At 70.5% G+C, this 17,258-nt stretch carries 11 protein-coding genes and 1 pseudogene; all 12 read right to left on the bottom strand.

Going from position 1 to position 17,258, the window contains the following annotated elements; genetic code table 11:
- Positions 1–85: 85 nt before the first annotated feature.
- Positions 86–3,982, bottom strand: a complete 3,897-nt coding sequence (locus IEZ00_RS16425) for a DNA-directed RNA polymerase subunit beta' (RefSeq protein WP_189224131.1) — start codon at positions 3,980–3,982, stop codon at positions 86–88.
- A 97-nt stretch (positions 3,983–4,079) separates the two neighbouring features.
- Positions 4,080–7,562: a DNA-directed RNA polymerase subunit beta gene (gene rpoB / locus IEZ00_RS16420; RefSeq protein WP_189224130.1), complete on the bottom strand. Its 3,483-nt coding sequence runs from the start codon at positions 7,560–7,562 to the stop codon at positions 4,080–4,082.
- A 409-nt stretch (positions 7,563–7,971) separates the two neighbouring features.
- Positions 7,972–8,802: a hypothetical protein gene (locus IEZ00_RS16415; protein WP_189224129.1), complete on the bottom strand. Its 831-nt coding sequence runs from the start codon at positions 8,800–8,802 to the stop codon at positions 7,972–7,974.
- 24 nt (positions 8,803–8,826) lie between these two features.
- On the bottom strand, positions 8,827–9,345 hold the full coding sequence (locus IEZ00_RS16410; RefSeq protein ID WP_189224128.1) for an Rv1363c family protein: 519 nt from the start codon (positions 9,343–9,345) through the stop codon (positions 8,827–8,829).
- Positions 9,346–9,362: 17 nt separating this feature from the next.
- Entirely contained in the window at positions 9,363–10,589 is a 1,227-nt protein-coding gene (locus tag IEZ00_RS16405) for an MCE family protein (RefSeq protein ID WP_189224127.1), read from the bottom strand.
- Positions 10,586–11,782 (bottom strand): MCE family protein, encoded by a 1,197-nt coding sequence (locus IEZ00_RS16400; protein ID WP_189224126.1) that lies wholly within the window; start codon positions 11,780–11,782, stop codon positions 10,586–10,588. Before IEZ00_RS16400 ends, IEZ00_RS16405 begins: the two co-directional genes overlap by 4 nt.
- Positions 11,783–11,793: 11 nt before the next feature.
- On the bottom strand, positions 11,794–12,963 hold the full coding sequence (locus IEZ00_RS16395; protein WP_189224125.1) for an MCE family protein: 1,170 nt from the start codon (positions 12,961–12,963) through the stop codon (positions 11,794–11,796).
- Positions 12,963–13,982, bottom strand: coding sequence for an MCE family protein (locus IEZ00_RS16390; protein ID WP_189224124.1), 1,020 nt, complete (start codon positions 13,980–13,982; stop codon positions 12,963–12,965). Before IEZ00_RS16390 ends, IEZ00_RS16395 begins: the two co-directional genes overlap by 1 nt.
- A complete protein-coding gene (locus IEZ00_RS16385) occupies positions 13,979–15,010 on the bottom strand; it encodes an MCE family protein (RefSeq protein ID WP_189224123.1) in 1,032 nt (343 codons plus the stop codon). Before IEZ00_RS16385 ends, IEZ00_RS16390 begins: the two co-directional genes overlap by 4 nt.
- Positions 15,007–16,335, bottom strand: coding sequence for an MCE family protein (locus tag IEZ00_RS16380; RefSeq protein WP_189224122.1), 1,329 nt, complete (start codon positions 16,333–16,335; stop codon positions 15,007–15,009). The genes IEZ00_RS16385 and IEZ00_RS16380 overlap by 4 nt, the downstream gene beginning before the upstream one ends.
- Positions 16,332–17,171 (bottom strand): MlaE family ABC transporter permease, encoded by an 840-nt coding sequence (locus IEZ00_RS16375; RefSeq protein WP_189224121.1) that lies wholly within the window; start codon positions 17,169–17,171, stop codon positions 16,332–16,334. Before IEZ00_RS16375 ends, IEZ00_RS16380 begins: the two co-directional genes overlap by 4 nt.
- A gap of 1 nt (position 17,172) precedes the next feature.
- Positions 17,173–17,258, bottom strand: a pseudogene (locus IEZ00_RS36690) (ABC transporter permease); the annotation flags it as partial.

Genomic DNA, 17,258 nt, shown 5'->3' with positions numbered 1-17,258 from the left:
CCGACCGCGCCGGGTGGGATGTTCGGAGTAGGGGAAAGGCCCCCGGAGCAGGTGCTCCGGGGGCCTTTCCCGTGACTGGCTCCGGTCAGCGGTAGTCGCGGCCGAAGTCGTAGTCGTCCAGCGGCACGGCCGCGCCGGTGCCCGTGCCGAAGACGTCCGGCGTGTAGTAGCCGTCGTCGTAGCTCGGGATGGCGTAGGCCGCGGCGCGCGCTTCCTCGGTCGGCTGGACCTGGATGTTCCGGTACCGGTTGATGCCGGTGCCCGCCGGGATCAGCTTGCCGATGATCACGTTTTCCTTCAGGCCGATGAGCTTGTCCGACCGGCCGTTGATGGCGGCGTCGGTCAGCACGCGCGTCGTCTCCTGGAAGGAGGCCGCGGACAGCCACGAGTCCGTCGCCAGCGACGCCTTCGTGATGCCCATCAGGACCGGGCGACCGGCGGCGGGCTCGCCGCCCTCGGCCACGACCTGGCGGTTGCCGGACTCGAACTCCGCGCGCTCCACGAGCGAGCCGGGCAGGAACTCCGTCGCGCCCGAGTCGATGATCGTCACGCGGCGCAGCATCTGCCGCACGATGACCTCGATGTGCTTGTCGTGGATCGCCACGCCCTGGGCCCGGTAGACCTTCTGGACCTCCTGCACCAGGTGCAGCTGGGCCTCGCGCGGACCCATGATGCGCAGCACCTCGTGCGGGTCGGGCGTGCCCTCCAGCAGCTGCTGGCCGACGGCCACGTGGTCGCCGTCCTGCAGCGGGCCCGTGGGGGTGTTGGCCAGGCGCTGGCGCTTGGACAGCTTGTCGAAGACGATCTCCTCGGACCCGTCGTCCGGGATGAGGGTGATCTTCCAGAAGCGGTCGTTGTCCTCGATCCGCACCCGGCCGTCGACGTCCGCGATGGGCGCCTTGCCCTTGGGCACCCGAGCCTCGAACAGCTCCTGCACGCGGGGCAGACCCGTGGTGATGTCGTCACCGGCGACACCACCCTGGTGGAAGGTGCGCATGGTCAGCTGCGTGCCGGGCTCACCGATCGACTGGGCGGCGACGATGCCCACGGCCTCGCCGACGTCGACCAGCTTGCCGGTCGCCATCGAGCGGCCGTAGCAGGACGCGCACACGCCGACCGCCGACTCGCAGGTCAGCACCGAGCGGACCTTGACGCGGGTCACGCCCGCCTCGACCAGCGTGGCCAGCGCCGGGTCGCCCAGGTCGTCACCGCGGTTGAGCACGAGGTTGCCGTTCGCGTCGGTGATGTCCTCGGCCAGCGTCCTGGCGTACACGCTGGTCTGCGCGAACTCGGCCAGCACCACCTTGTCGCCCTGGCGCTCGCCCACGGTCATGTTCACACCGCGGCTGGTGCCGCAGTCGACCTCGCGGATGATGACGTCCTGGGAGACGTCCACCAGACGACGGGTCAGGTAACCCGAGTCGGCGGTGCGCAGCGCGGTGTCGGCCAGACCCTTGCGGGCGCCGTGCGTGGCGATGAAGTACTCCAGCACCGACAGGCCCTCGCGGAACGAGTTCTTGATCGGCCGCGGGATGTACTCGCCCTTCGGGTTGGTCACCAGACCGCGCATACCGGCCAGCGAGCGGACCTGGGTCATGTTGCCCGCCGCCCCGGACTTCACGATCATGCGGATCGAGTTGTCCTCGGGGAAGTTGGCCTCCATCGCCTCGGCGACCTCCTCGGTCGCCTTGGTCCACACCTTGACCAGCTCGTTGTTGCGCTCGGTGTAGGAGAGCTGACCGCGCTGGTAGCGCTTCTCCACCGCGTCGGCGAGCTTCTCGTACTCGTCGAGGATGCTCTGCTTGGCGGCGGGCATCAGCACGTCGGAGATCGCCACGGTCACGCCGGAGCGGGTGGCCCAGTGGAAACCGGCGTCCTTCAGCTTGTCCAGCGTCCGGGCGACGGTGACCATCGGGTACCGCTCGGCGAGGTCGTTGATGATCGTGGCCTGCCGCTTCTTGGGCATGACCTCGTTGATGAAGGGGTAGTCCTGCGGCAGGATCTCGTTGAACAGCACCCGGCCCAGGGTGGTCTCGGCCAGCCACGGCTGACCGGGCTCCCAGCCCTCCGGCTCCTGCCCCTTCGGCGGGTTCTTGTCCGAGATGCGGATCTTGGCCATCGCCTGCAGGCCGAGGACCTTGCGGTCGAAGGCCATCTGCGCCTCGGCGGGCGAGGAGAACGCCAGGCCCTCGCCGAGGTCGCCCTCCTTGTGCCGGGTCAGGTGGTACAGGCCGGTCACCATGTCCAGGCGGGGCATGGCCAGCGGCTTGCCCGACGCGGGCGAGAGGATGTTGTTCGACGACAGCATCAGCACGCGCGCCTCGGCCTGCGCCTCGGCCGACAGCGGCAGGTGCACCGCCATCTGGTCACCGTCGAAGTCGGCGTTGAACGCCTCGCAGACCAGCGGGTGCAGCTGGATGGCCTTGCCCTCGACCAGCTGCGGCTCGAACGCCTGGATGCCCAGCCGGTGCAGCGTGGGCGCGCGGTTGAGCAGCACCGGGTGCTCGGTGATGACCTCTTCCAGCACGTCCCACACGGCCGGGCGGGCGCGCTCGACCATGCGCTTGGCGGACTTGATGTTCTGCGCGTGGTTGAGGTCCACCAGCCGCTTCATCACGAACGGCTTGAACAGCTCCAGCGCCATCTGCTTGGGCAGGCCGCACTGGTGCAGCTTCAGCTGCGGGCCGACCACGATGACCGAGCGGCCGGAGTAGTCCACGCGCTTGCCGAGCAGGTTCTGGCGGAACCGGCCCTGCTTGCCCTTGAGCAGGTCGGACAGCGACTTCAGCGGCCGGTTGCCCGGACCGGTGACCGGACGGCCGCGGCGGCCGTTGTCGAACAGCGCGTCGACGGCCTCCTGCAGCATCCGCTTCTCGTTGTTGACGATGATCTCGGGCGCGCCGAGGTCGATCAGCCTCTTGAGGCGGTTGTTGCGGTTGATGACCCGGCGGTACAGGTCGTTGAGGTCCGAGGTGGCGAAGCGGCCACCGTCGAGCTGCACCATCGGGCGCAGGTCCGGCGGGATGACCGGGACGCAGTCCAGGACCATGCCCTGCGGGTTGTTGCGGGTCGCCTGGAAGGCGGCCACGACCTTGAGCCGCTTGAGGGCGCGCAGCTTCTTCTGGCCCTTGCCGCTGCGGATGGTCTCCCGCAGCACGTCGGCCTCGGCGTCCACGTCGTAGTCACCCAGCAGCTTCTGGATGGCCTCGGCGCCCATGGCGCCGGTGAAGTAGTCGCCGTAGCGGTCGTAGAGCTCGCGGTAGAGCAGCTCGTCGGCGATCAGCTGGGCCTTCTCCAGCTTGGTGAAGGTGCTCCAGATCTCGTCCAGGCGGTCCAGCTCGCGCTGGGCCCGGTCGCGGATCTGGCGCATCTCGCGCTCGCCGCCCTCCTTGACCTTGCGCCGGACGTCGGACTTGGCGCCCTCCGCCTCCAGCTCGGCCAGGTCGGCTTCCAGCTTCTGCGCGCGCGCCTCCACGTCGGCGTCGCGGCGGTTCTCCACGCGCTTGCGCTCGACCTGCATCTCGCTCTCCAGCGTGGGCAGGTCGTTGTGGCGCAGCTCGGTGTTGACGCCCACGATGACGTAGGCGGCGAAGTAGATGATCTTCTCGAGGTCCTTGGGGGCCAGGTCGAGCAGGTAGCCCAACCGGCTGGGGACGCCCTTGAAGTACCAGATGTGCGTGACGGGCGCGGCCAGTTCGATGTGGCCCATCCGCTCGCGGCGCACCTTGGCGCGGGTCACCTCGACGCCGCAGCGCTCGCAGATGATGCCCTTGAAGCGGACGCGCTTGTACTTGCCGCAGTAGCACTCCCAGTCCCTGGTGGGACCGAAGATCTTCTCGCAGAACAAGCCGTCCTTCTCCGGCTTGAGCGTGCGGTAGTTGATGGTCTCGGGCTTCTTGACCTCGCCGTAGGACCACTGGCGGATGTCGTCCGCGGTCGCGAGACCGATGCGGAGCTCATCGAAGAAGTTGACGTCGAGCACGTCTACTCTCTTCCCCTTTTTCGAATCGGTGCTTGGGAGGAGCTGGTGGCGGGGTCACCGGGGGGCGCGGGAGGCGCCCCCCGGTGACCGGCGAGGGTCAGTTGACGACGTCGTCCACGGACGGCGACTCGGTCCTCGACAGGTTGATGCCGAGGTTCGCGGCCGCGCGCTCCAGGTCTTCGTCGTCGCCGTCGCGCATCTCGATCGCGGCGCCGTCCGAGGACAGCACCTCGACGTTGAGGCACAGCGACTGCAGCTCCTTGAGCAGCACCTTGAAGGACTCCGGGATACCCGGCTCCGGGATGTTCTCGCCCTTGACGATGGCCTCGTAGACCTTCACGCGACCCAGCACGTCGTCGGACTTGATGGTCAGCAGCTCCTGCAGGGTGTAGGCGGCGCCGTAGGCCTGCATCGCCCAGCACTCCATCTCACCGAAGCGCTGACCGCCGAACTGCGCCTTACCGCCCAGCGGCTGCTGCGTGATCATCGAGTACGGGCCGGTCGACCGCGCGTGGATCTTGTCGTCCACCAGGTGGCCGAGCTTGAGGATGTACATGTAGCCGACCGACACCGGGAACGGGAACGGCTCGCCGCTGCGCCCGTCCAGGAGCACCGCCTTGCCGTCCTCCTTCACCATGCGCTCGCCGTCGCGGTTGGGCAGCGTCGAGCCGAGCAGGCCCATCAGCTCGTCCTCGCGCGCGCCGTCGAACACCGGCGTGGCGGTCTTCGTGCCCGGCTCCACCTCGTACAGGTCGGCGGGCAGGTTCTTCGCCCAGTCCGGGTCGCCGTTGATGCTCCAGCCCTGCTTGGCGATCCACCCGAGGTGGGTCTCCAGCACCTGGCCGATGTTCATACGACGCGGCACGCCGTGCGTGTTCAGCACGATGTCGACCGGGGTGCCGTCCTCCAGGAACGGCATGTCCTCGACCGGCAGGATCTTGCCGATGACGCCCTTGTTGCCGTGCCGACCGGCCAGCTTGTCGCCGTCCTGGATCTTGCGCTTCTGGGCGACGTAGACGCGGACCAGCTCGTTCACGCCGGGGGGCAGCTCGTCGTCGTCCTCGCGGCTGAACACGCGGATGCCGATGACCTTGCCGTACTCGCCGTGCGGCACCTTCAGCGACGTGTCGCGCACCTCGCGGGCCTTCTCGCCGAAGATCGCGCGCAGCAGGCGCTCCTCCGGGGTCAGCTCGGTCTCGCCCTTGGGGGTGACCTTGCCGACCAGGATGTCGCCCGGCTGGACCTCGGCGCCGATGCGGATGATGCCGCGCTCGTCGAGGTCGGCCAGCACCTCCTCGGAGACGTTCGGGATGTCCCGCGTGATCTCCTCGGCGCCCAGCTTGGTGTCGCGGGCGTCGATCTCGTGCTCCTCGATGTGGATCGAGGTCAGGACGTCGTCCTGGACGATCCGCTGGGAGAGGATGATCGCGTCCTCGTAGTTGTGGCCCTCCCACGGCATGATCGCGACGAGCAGGTTCTTGCCCAGCGCCATCTCGCCGTTCTCGGTGCACGGCCCGTCGGCGATGACCTGGCCGACCTCGACCCGGTCACCCTCGTTGACGATGGGCTTCTGGTTGATGCAGCTGCCCTGGTTGGACCGGCGGAACTTGTGCAGCGCGTAGGTCTGCCGCGAGGCGTCGTCGGCCATGACGGTGATGTAGTCGGCGGAGATCTCCTCGACCACACCCGCCTTCTTGGCCACCACGACGTCGCCCGCGTCGACCGCGACGCGCAGCTCCATGCCGGTGCCCACCAGCGGCGACTCGCTGCGCAGCAGCGGCACCGCCTGGCGCTGCATGTTCGCGCCCATCAGGGCGCGGTTGGCGTCGTCGTGCTCCAGGAACGGGATGAGCGCGGTCGCCGCGGACACCATCTGGCGCGGCGAGACGTCCATGTAGTCGACGTCGCGCGGGTCGATGAACTCGACCTCGCCGCCCTTCTTGCGGACCAGGACGCGGTCCTCGGTGAAGTTGCCGTCCTCGTCGATCTTGGCGTTGGCCTGCGCCTTGACGTACCGGTCCTCCTCGTCGGCGGTCAGGTAGTCGATCTGGTCGGTGACCCGGCCGTCGACGACCTTGCGGTACGGCGTCTCGATGAAGCCGAACGGGTTGACCCGCGCGAAGGAGGACAGCGAGCCGATCAGGCCGATGTTCGGGCCTTCCGGCGTCTCGATCGGGCACATGCGGCCGTAGTGCGACGGGTGGACGTCGCGGACCTCCATGCCCGCCCGCTCACGGGACAGACCGCCCGGACCCAGCGCCGACAGGCGGCGCTTGTGGGTCAGCCCCGCGAGCGGGTTGATCTGGTCCATGAACTGGGACAGCTGGGAGGTGCCGAAGAACTCCTTGATCGCCGCCACCACCGGGCGGATGTTGATCAGGGTCTGCGGCGTGATCGCCTCGACGTCCTGGGTCGTCATGCGCTCGCGCACGACGCGCTCCATGCGGGACAGGCCGACCCGGATCTGGTTCTGGATCAGCTCGCCCACGGTGCGCAGGCGGCGGTTGCCGAAGTGGTCGATGTCGTCGACCTCGACCGGCACCTCGGTCTCGCCCGGCTTCATGGTCGTCTCGCCCGCGTGCAGGCGGACCAGGTACTCGATCGTCGTGACGATGTCGTCCTCGGTCAGCACGCCCGTGGTGATCGGGATGTCCAGGCCCAGCTTCTTGTTGACCTTGTAGCGGCCCACCTTGGCCAGGTCGTAGCGCTTGTCCTTGAAGAACAGGTTCTCCAGCAGGGCCTGCGCGGACTCCTTCGTCGGCGGCTCGCCCGGACGCAGCTTGCGGTAGATGTCCAGCAACGCCTCGTCGGTGCCCGCGGTGTGGTCCTTCTCCAGCGTGGTCAGCAGCGTCTCGCTGAACGAGAACCGCTCGCGGATCCGCTCGGCGCTCCAGCCCAGGGCCTTGAGCAGCACGGTCACCGGCTGGCGGCGCTTGCGGTCGATGCGCACGCCGACGGTGTCGCGCTTGTCGACGTCGAACTCCAGCCAGGCACCCCGGGAGGGGATGATCTTGACGCTGAAGACGTCCTTGTCGGTCGTCTTGTCGATCGCCGTGTCGAAGTAGACACCGGGCGAGCGGACGAGCTGGGACACCACGACGCGCTCGGTGCCGTTGATGATGAACGTGCCCTTGTCCGTCATCATCGGGAAGTCACCCATGAACACCGTCTGGCTCTTGATCTCGCCGGTGGTGTGGTTGGTGAACTCCGCCGTGACGAACAGCGGGGCCGCGTACGTCATGTCCTTGTCCTTGCACTCCTCGGTCGAGGCCTTGACCTCGTCGAAGCGCGGGTCGGAGAAGGACAGGGACATCGAGCCGGAGAAGTCCTCGATCGGCGAGATCTCGTTGAGCACCTCTTCGAGGCCGCCCGTCGGCGCCTCGTCACCTTCGTCGACGCGGCGCTGGAACCACGCCTCGTCGCCGGTGAGCCATTCGAAGGACTGGATCTGCAGGTCGAGCAGGTTGGGCGTCTGAAGCGGCTCGTGGATCTTCGCGAAAGAGACTCGCTTCGGCGCTCCGGGAATCCCCGACGTGGAGTTGGTCGCAGCAGTGGCCTTGGTCGCGCGAGAGATCGCCAAGATGCGTCCTTCCAGGGACAGGTAGCTGGCTAGCAGCGGACTAGCACGGCTGTCAAGGGTGCGGCGATGCCCGGCAATCCAGCTCTCGGCGAAGGGCAAACGGAAAGAGGGCAGCGCAAAGGGGCAGTCTAGCCACGCGCGCAGCAACTGTCGAGAGGCACCTGGAAGGACCTTTCTCGTGCTCACCGACAGAGTGACCCGGACGACGCTCCCAGTCAAGATGCCACACGGCGATCACCCCTGTGGCGCAAGCCCCGTTTACTCGATGTAACGGCCTTGACCAGGAGAAATACACCGGTGCAAGCAGCGGTGAACCGCAGGCGGGTGTCCAGGCGCCGAAGGACGACCTCCGCGGTTCCGTTAAGTGACTTACCAGAAAGTGTGACCGACATCACGTTCACAAGGCTTGCTAGCGGCACTCCGCCAGCTCGGCGGACCGGTCCCCGCCCTGGCCGAACATCTCCATGTTGTCGATCTTCCACCGGTCGTCCACCCGCCGGGCCCCGACCCGCATCATCGCCATGCCGCCGCCGCTCTGGTTGTCCGTGGTCCGGGTGGTGACCTGGTCCACGAACAGCAGCGCGGTGGCCCGGTCGCCCTCCAGCGAGGTGACGCCGCTGCTGACCACCTTCACGGTGACCACCAGCTTCTGCTCCGGGGCCAGCGCGCGGACCGGCTCGAAGATCGCGCTGTACTGGCACTGGGCCTTGCCGGTGAGCAGCTCGGCCGCGGCCTTCTCGGTGGCCGCGACGTCGGCGAAGTTGTAGGAGAAGGACTTCTCCACGGCCTCGCGGGCCACGCCCGCCACCTCGGTGGTGGCCGCGCTGTCGACCAGCGCCCGGTTGTAGGAGACCTGGCCCGCGCGGGTCTGGAACCACGCGCCCAGGCCCACCAGCAGCGCGGCCAGCACGACCAGGGCGACCGGCAGCGCCCAGCCGGACCGCCTCGCGGAGGACTCCTCGTCCGCCCGCTCGTCCTCGGCGACGCGGGGAGTGGGTTCCTCCTCCGGCTCGACGGGCTCCACGGGCTCAGTGGGCTCAGCGGGCCCGGCGGGGTCCGCAAGCGCTTGCGCGTCATTCTCGGGTTCGACGGCAGTCGGCTCGGCGGGGACCTCGGCGGGAAGCTCAACGGCGGGCTCGGGCTCGACCACGTGCTGCGGGGCGGTGCGCTTGCGCAGGCCCGCGACCCGAGGACGGGTGGTCGGCGGGGTGGGGACCGGGCGGCGGCGGATGGGGGGCACGGGCTTGTCCAATCCTGTCGTGGATCACGCGCCGCCGGCTCGGACCGGCCCCAGCGCGCTGAGCTTCCAACCGGCGTCGGTGCGGGTCAGCTCGGTCTGATAGCGGTCGACCTTCTTCACCGACTGCCCGCCTTCGGGCATCACCGAGGTCTCCACCACGGCGATCACCCGTGCCCGGCCCGCGCGGTCGTCCAGCTCGGTGACGGCCGCGTCGAGCACCCGGCTCTCGGTGACCGTCCTGGCGTCCGCCAGCTGCTTGGCGCGGACGGCCCGGTCCGACTCGATCTCCGAGCGCAGCGCGCCGGTCGAGGTGTCCAGCCAGCGGTCGAGGTCCCGGTCCACCTCGCGGTAGTCCAGCGTGGTGAAGTTGGCGATGCCGACCTGGCCGACCCGCAGCACCTCGTCGCGCTCGCGCGCGTAGGCCACCGAGTCGCTGCTCGAGGCGCCCCACCAGGACACACCCGCCCACACCGCGTACCCGGCGGCCAGCACCGCCAGCACCGCGGCCACCGGCAGCGCCCAGCGCCGCACACCCGTGCCCATCTTCTCCTCCGCCCCGCTCAGCCCGGCAGGCCGAGCAGCTGTCCCAGGCTGGTCAGCACCGGCACCCCGGCGGCCTGGCCGCCGGAGCGCTCCTGGCCCGGCTGGACCGTCGCGTTCCCGGTCGGCGTGCTCGGCACGCCGCCGAAGGGCGCGTTCTGCGCGCCGCGCACGCTGGTGGCACTGCCCCTGGCCAACGCACAGTAAGCCCCGGTGTTCAGCGGCGCCGCCGAGGTGTCGGTGCCCTGCCTGATCGTGGTGCCCTCATAACCGACGGTGCACGGCGGCGGGTCGAACACGTTCAGCGCCAGCCCGAAGTGGGCCCGCCCGTCACCCGGTGCGACGGTGAACCCGCCGCCCACCACCAGCGGGTAGGTCACCGCGATCTGCTCCAGGCCGTCCCGCCGCGTCACCAGGATGTTCGCCGTGGTCAGCAGGTTGGCGAACAGCACGCCCAGGCCGGGGCCGCTCTCCGCGAGCAGCGCCGAGACCTGCTCGGCCGCCTGCGGGGACACCCCGATCAGCCTGCGCAGGTCCCCGTCGGAGCTCTTGAGCTGCTCGGCCAGCGCCCTGAGGTCGCCGCTGAACGAGCGGATCGCGCCGCCCTGCTCCGCCTGCGTGGTGAGCACCACCAGGCCGTTGTCGATCAGCGCCCTGGTCTGCGGCAGGTGCCGGGTGGCGGCGTCGGTGACCGAGCGGGTGCCGTCCAGCAGCGCTCGCAGGTCCGGCCCGGCCCCGTCGAAGGCCAGGTGCAGCTCGTCCACCACGGTCCGCAGCGAGTCCTCGGGCACCGACCGGGCGAACTCGTCCAGGTTGGTCAGCAGGCCGTCCACCGGCGGCGGCACCTTGGTCGCGGTGCGCGGGATGACCGAGCCCTCGCCCAGGTGCGGGCCGTCCTCGCGGCGCGGGCGCAGGTCCACGTACTGCTCGCCGACCGCGGACCGGTTGGCCACCACCGCCTCCAGGTCAGCCGGGATGGGCGGCGCGTCGGGGTCGACGGTCAGGTCCACCTCCACGCCGTCGGCGGTCAGCCGCAGTTGCCCCACCCGGCCCACGGTGACACCGCGGTAGGTGACCTCGGCGTTGGTGAAGATCCCGCCGGACTCGGCCAGCCGCATCGTCACCACGTACCCGGTCGAGCCGAACACCCGGCCCAGCCCGGCGTACTCCGCGCCCACGTAGCTGACGCCCAGCAGGGCGATCAGCACGAACGCGCCGATCCGGACCTTCGTCGCGCGGGGGATCACCGGCCACCTCCCAGCAGTGAACCCAGCAGGCCGCCCAACCCGCCGCCGGTGGCGCCGCCGGGCAGCGGGGCGGACGGGGACGGCACGGGCAGCGGTTGGGCGGGCAGCGGTTGATTGGGCAGCGGCAGCGGCAGGCTCGGCGCGGTCTGGCCCATGCCGGGCAGCGCCGCGCCGGGCAGCGGGCTCTGCCGGGACCGGCCCAGGTTCTCCACGATCGTGCTCAGGTTCAGGTCGATGTCGGCGTAGAGGTTGGTGTAGTCGCCCTTGACGCCCGCCACCGCCGAGTCCGGGAACGGGTAGGTCAGCAGCAGCTCCAGCGCGTTGGGCAGGTTGGCGCCCGCCTCCGCGAGCGCGCGCAGCGTCGGGACCAGCGCCTGGAGGTCGGCCACCAGGTCGTCGCGGCTGCGGTTGACGGTGTCCACCGCCACGTCGGACAGCGCGTCCAGCGACTGCAGCAGCGTCACCAGCTGGGTGCGCTGCTCGCTGAGCACCCGCAGCCCCGGCTCCAGGTCGTCGAGCACCACGCCCACCTGGTCGCGCTGGGCGGCCAGCACGCCGCCGAGCCGGTTGAGCCCGTCCAGCGCCCTGGTGATCTCGGCCTTGTGCGAGTCCAGGTCGGCGACCAGCGCGTTCAACCTGCCCAGCAGGGACTTGACCTGCGCCTCGTTGCCCTCCAGCGCGGCGCTGAGCTCCCGGCTGATGTCCTGGAGCTGGGCCACGCCACCGCCGTTGAGCAGCATCGACAGCGCGCCGAACACCTCTTCGACCTCGGGGTTGCGGTTGGTCCGCTCCACCGGGATGACCGCGCCGTCGGCCAGCGCGCCCTCGGCGCGGCCCTCGGCGGGACCGTCCAGCTCCACGTACTTCTCGCCGAGCAGGGCGGACTGGCGCAGCCGGGCCACCGCGTCGGCGGGCAGCGACACCCCGCCGTTGACCGCGACGACCACCTCCGCGGTCCAGCCGTCCGGGGCCAGCGCGATGCGCTCCACCCGGCCCACCGGCACGTCGTCGACCTTCACCCCGGCCTGCGGCACCAGGTCCAGCACGTCCGCGAACCGCACCGTCACCCGGTAGGGGTGGTCGCCGAGGTCCGCGCCGCCGGGCAGCGGCAGGGTGTGCACGCCGTTGAACCCGCCGGACCCGCAGCCCGCCAGCAGCGCCCCCACGACGGCCAAGCCCGTCACCGGCCTCATCACTGGCCTCATCACTGGGGCACCCCCGCGAGCGGCAGGGGCAGCGGCAGCTTGCCCTGGTTGAGGTCGCCGATCACGTCGGCGGGCGTGGGCAGCGGCACCGTGCCGCTGAGCACCGGGCCGAGCTGGTCGCAGACCCGCGCCAGCGCCTGCGGCGCGGTGCCCGGCTCGACCTGCTGGAGCAGCTTGCAGACCAGCACGATCGGCGGCTGGTTGAGCTCGTTGATGTTCGCGCGGGTGTCCAGCGTGCCGGAGGCGGCGTTGTAGGTGTTCTGCAGGTTGCCCAGGGCCAGCGGGGCCACGTCCAGCGCCTCGGACAGCGCGGCCCGCTGGTCCACCAGCACCTGCGTGATGCCGGTGAGCTTGTCCACGTTGGCCTTGATCGCGGCGCGGTTGTCCCGGATGAAGTCCCGCACCTGGCCCAGCGCGGTGGCCAGCTCGGCCAGCGCCGCGCCCAGGTCCTCCCGCTCGTCGGCGAGGAACCCGGCCACCTCGGCCAGCTGCCGGTTGAGGTCGCGCACCTGGCTGTCGTTGGCGGCCAGCATGGCGGTGAACCCGGAGAGGTTGTCCACCGTGGCGAACAGGTCCTCCTGCGAGCCGGACAGCGTGCGGGTGGCGTCGCCGAGCCGCTCGATCGTCTCGCCCAGCGCCTTGCCGTTGCCCTGGAGCACCCGCGCGGAGCTGTCCAGCAGGTCCGACAGCGCGCCGTCCCGGTTCGCCCCGTTGGGGCCGAGCGCGGCGGTGAGCCGGTTGAGGCTGTCGTACAGCTCGTCCAGCTCCACGGGGGTCGCGGTGCGCTCGCGCGGGATCAGCGCGTTCTCCCCCAGCGTCGGGCCGGTGCGGTAGACCGGGGCCAGCTGCACGTAGCGGTCGCTGACCACGCTCGGCGCGACCACCACGGCCTGCGCGTTCGCCGGGACCTTCACGGTGCGGTCGATCGACATGACCACCCGCACCGCGGTGCCCTGCGGCTCGACCCGGTCGATCGAGCCGATCCGCACGCCCAGCACCCGCACGTCCGAGCCGGGGTAGACGCCGACCGCGGAGCCGAACAGCGCGGTCACCCGGCGGCTGCCCGCGCCGCTGAACGCCCACCACATCGCGGTCGCGGCGACCAGGGCGAGCACGATCGCGATCACCACCGCGCGGGTCAGGTCGCGGCCGATCCGACTGGTGGCCATCAGCCCCCACCTCCGCTGCGCCGCACACCGGGCGGCAGGCAGCCCTCCTCGTTGAAGCCCACCGCGCCGAGGTTCACCGACGGCGGCAGCAGGCCGCAGATGTAGACGTCGAACCAGCGGCCGTTGCCCAGGGTGTTGGCGAACACCCGGAAGAACGGCGCCATCAGCGCCAGCCCCCGGTCGAGGTCGTCCTGGTTGCGCTGGAGCACCGCGGCCACCCGGTCCAGCTGCTCCAGCGCGGGTCGCAGCTGCTCGCTGTTGTCCGCGACCAGCCCGCCGAGCTGCTCGGCCAGCTCGCGGGTGCCGGTGAGCAGCGCGCTGATGGCGTCCCGCCGCTTGCGCAGCTCGGCCAGCAGCAGGTTGCCGTCGGCGAGCAGCTTCTCGAACTGCTCGTTGCGGTCGACCAGGGTGCCGCTGAGCTGCCTGGTGCCGTCGAGCAGGCGGGCCAGCTGCTCGTCGCGGGAGGAGATCGTCTTCGACAGCGCGGACAGGCCGTCCAGTGCGCCGCGCACGCTCTCCGCCGAGCCCTCGAAGGTCTCGGTCAGCACCTGGAAGCTGTCCGCCAGCTGCTTGGTGTCGATCTGACCGACCGTGGCGGCCAGCCCGTTGAACGCCTCCTGCACGTCGTAAGGGGCCAGCGTGCGCTCCTTGGGGATCGGCGTGCCGGGGTCCAGCGGCTGCCCGCCCTGCGGGTCCAGCGCCAGGAACTTCTGGCCCAGCAGCGTCTTGATCCGGATGGCCGCGGTGGAGCGGTCGCCCACCCAGGCGTCCTTGACCTTGAACGACACCCGCACCCGGTCGCCGTCGAGGCGGACCTTGGTCACCGCGCCGACCTTGACCCCCGCCACCCGCACCTCGTTGCCCGGCACCAGGCCCGCGGCCTCGCTGAACTCGGCCGCGTAGGTGGTGCCGCCGCCGATCACCGGCAGGTCGTCGGAGTGGAAGGCGGCCAGCAGCAGCAGGGCGATCACGGTCAGGCCGACCAGTCCGGTGGTCACCGGGTTGCGCTGGGGCTTCACGGGCGGCACCTCGGCTGGGTGACGGGCAGGGCGGTGATCGGGACGGGGTCGCGGATGACCGGCGGCACGGCCACCTGCCCGGTGCCCTCGCACAGGAAGAAGTTGAACCACGAGCCGTAGGAGGCGGTCCGCGACAGCGTCTCCAGCTTGCGCGGGAAGTTGTTCAACACGCCCTCGACCACCGCCTCGTGGTCGGCCAGGGTCCGCGACACCAGGCCGAGCTGGGCGATGTCCTCCTTCAGCGGCGCCCGCGCGTCCTCCAGCAGGCCCGCCGTGGCGCCGGTCAGCTCGCCCAGCGCGCTGACCGCCTCGCCGATCGGCTCCCGGTCGCCCGCCAGGCCGCTGGTCAGCCGCTGCAGCGTGTCCACCAGCTGGGTGACCTGCTCGCCGCGTGAGTTCACCGTGTCCAGCACGGCGTTGAGGTTGTCCACCACCTCGCCGATGACCTGGTCGCGAGCGGCCAGCGCGGAGGTCAGCGAGGCGGTGTGCCGCAGCAGGCTGTCCACGGTGCCCGCCTCGCCCTGGAGCACCTGGATGATCTCGTACGAGAGCTTGTTGACGTCCTCCGGGTTCAGCGCCTGGAACAGCGGCTTGAACCCGTTGAACAGCACGGTCAGGTCCAGCGCGGGCTTGGTGCGCTCCAGCGGGATCACCCCGCCCGGCGGCAGCACCGCGTTGGCCTGGCCCACGCCCTGCTCCAGCGCGACGTAGCGCTGGCCGACCAGGTTGCGGTACTTGATCGTCGCGGTCACCGACGCGGGCAGCACGCGCTCGCCGTCGAGGGAGAACTCCACCTCGGCCACCCTGCGGTCGACCACCCGGACCTCCTCGACCTGGCCGACCCGCACGCCCGCGATGCGCACGTCGTCGCCCTCGTGCAGCGCGGTCGCGTCGGTGAACCGCGCGGTGTAGGCGGTGGCGTCGGTGAAGCTCGCGTTGGAGATGGTCACCGCCAGCAGGGCGGTCGCCGTGATGGTGACCGCGGCGAAGACCAGCAGCTTCACCAGCGGCGCGGCCAGGTCCCTCATCGCAGCTCCACCTCCGCCCCCCGGTACAGCGGGCCCAGCAGCAGCGCGGTGAAGCCGGGCATCTGCTCGGCGGGCACGCCGAAGCGCGGCGCCAGCAGCGCGGCGAGGAACGCCTGCTCCTCCGGCGAGTTGGCCAGGCTGGGCGTCGACGCCACCGCCGAGGGCGAGGTGGTGCCCCTGGCCGCGGTCGGCGGCAGCACGCCGTCGCCGGTGCTGCGCCCGGCGGGCGGCGCGACCGCCCCGTCCCGCACCGGCCCCTCCGGCGGGTACTGCGGGAACGGGGTCGGCCTCGGCGTGATGTCGTAGCAGCGCGGGCCGCGCTTGTCGGCGTACTCCGGCTCGTCCTGGTTCGGCACGTACTTGCCGCGGTCGGCGGTGACCTCCAGCGTGATGTGCAGGCCGGGCTCGTCGGTGCCCTTGCCGAACACCTCGTCCATGACCGGCTTGAACCTGGCCAGCCCGTCGAGCAGGCAGGGGTACTCGGGCGCGTACTTGGCCATCAGCTCCAGCGTCGGCCTGCTGGAGTCGGCCAGCTGGATCATGTTGTTCTTGTTCACCGCCAGGAAGCTGTGCAGGTCCAGCGAGGTGGTGGTGAGCGAGCCGTACATGGCCAGCAGGTTGTCGCGCTGCTCGACCAGGGTGCGGCTGGTGGTGGTGGCGTCGCCCAGCGCCCGCACCAGGTCGGGCGCGGCGTCGGCGTAGACGTCGGACACGTCGGCCAGCCTGCTGATGCCCGCCTTGAGCGCGGGCAGCTGCGGGTTGAACTCGCCGAGGTAGGCGTCCAGCGCCACCAGGGTCTCCCCCAGCGGCTCGCCCCGGTTCTCCAGCGCCTGCGACACCGCGGTGAGCGTGGTCGCCAGCTTCTCCGGCTGCACCGCCCGCAGCACCGGCATCAGGTCGTCGAGCACCCGCTCCAGCTCGACCGCGCCGCTGGAGCGGTCCTGCTCGATCACCGCGCCCTCGGCCAGCGGTGCGGCCGTGGTGGCGCGGGGCGGCACCAGGCTGACGTACCGCTCGCCGAACAGCGTCTTGGGCAGCAGCCGCGCGGACACGTCGGCGGGGATGCGCTCGACCTTGTCGGGGTGCAGCGCCAGCTCCAGCTCCGCGCCGTCCCCGGTGGTGCGGATGGCGCGGACCTCGCCCACCACCACGCCGCGCACCTTCACGTCGGAGGAGGGCTGGAGCTGGTTGCCCACCCGGTCGGTCTTCAGCGTCACCTTCACTACCTCGGTGAACGCGTCGTTGTAGAGCGCCACCGTGAAGGTGAGGAACAGGGCGATCACCACCAGCAGGGTGACGCCGAGGAGCCTGCGCCGAATCGTCATCCCGCGATCCTCACCGTGGTCGTGGTGCCCCAGATCGCCATGCTGAGGAAGAAGTCCAGCAGGCTCGTCGTCACGATCGCGGTGCGCACCGCGCGGCCGACCGCCACGCCCACGCCCGCCGGGCCGCCGCTGGCGCGGTAGCCGTAGTAGCAGTGCGTCAGGATGATCACCACCGAGAACACCAGCACCTTGCCGAACGACCACAGCACGTCGACCGGTGGCAGGAACAGGGTGAAGTAGTGGTCGTAGGTGCCCGCGGACTGGCCGTAGAACTCCACCGTGATGGTCCGCGCGGCCAGGTACGAGGTCAGCAGGCCGATCACGTACAGCGGCACGATCGCCACGAAGCCCGCGATGATCCGGGTGGTCACCAGGAACGGCAGGCTGGGGATGCCCATGACCTCCAGCGCGTCGATCTCCTCGGAGATCCGCATCGCGCCCAGCTGCGCGGTGAACCCCGAGCCCACCGTGGCCGACAGCGCCAGGCCCGCCACCAGCGGCGCGATCTCGCGGGTGTTGAAGTAGGCCGAGACGAAACCCGCGAACGCCGAGGTGCCGAGCTGGTTGAGCGCGGTGAAGCCCTGCAGGCCCACCACCGTGCCGGTGAACACCGACAGGCCGACCATCACGCCGATGGTGCCGCCGATGACCGCCAGCGCGCCGCTGCCGAAGCTGACCTCGGCCAGCAGCCGCAGCGTCTCGCGCAGGTAGCGGGTCAGCGTGCGCGGCGTCCACAGCAGCGCGCGCAGGTAGAACCACAGCTGGTCGCCGAGGGTGTCCAGGACCTCCAGCGGGCGGCGGGCGACGCGGCGCAGCCGGTCGTTGATCGTGGCCACGTCAACTCCCCTTCGCGGGCACGACCTGCAGGTAGATCGTGGTGAGCACGAAGTTCACGAAGAACAGCAGCAGGAACGTGATCACCA

The sequence above is a fragment of the Saccharothrix coeruleofusca genome (assembly GCF_014648515.1).
GTDB classification, from domain to species: Bacteria; Actinomycetota; Actinomycetes; order Mycobacteriales; family Pseudonocardiaceae; genus Actinosynnema; species Actinosynnema coeruleofuscum.
This window is presented reverse-complemented; position numbering and strand designations above follow the sequence as displayed.

Excerpts from the sequence above, each read along its gene's own strand:
- IEZ00_RS16410 (WP_189224128.1), bottom strand. The coding sequence starts at position 9,345 with ATGGGCACGGGTGTGCGGCGCTGGGCGCTGCCGGTGGCCGCGGTGCTG.
- IEZ00_RS16400 (WP_189224126.1), bottom strand. The coding sequence starts at position 11,782 with ATGAGGCCGGTGACGGGCTTGGCCGTCGTGGGGGCGCTGCTGGCGGGC.
- IEZ00_RS16395 (WP_189224125.1), bottom strand. The coding sequence starts at position 12,963 with ATGGCCACCAGTCGGATCGGCCGCGACCTGACCCGCGCGGTGGTGATC.
- IEZ00_RS16385 (WP_189224123.1), bottom strand. The coding sequence starts at position 15,010 with ATGAGGGACCTGGCCGCGCCGCTGGTGAAGCTGCTGGTCTTCGCCGCG.
- IEZ00_RS16380 (WP_189224122.1), bottom strand. The coding sequence starts at position 16,335 with ATGACGATTCGGCGCAGGCTCCTCGGCGTCACCCTGCTGGTGGTGATC.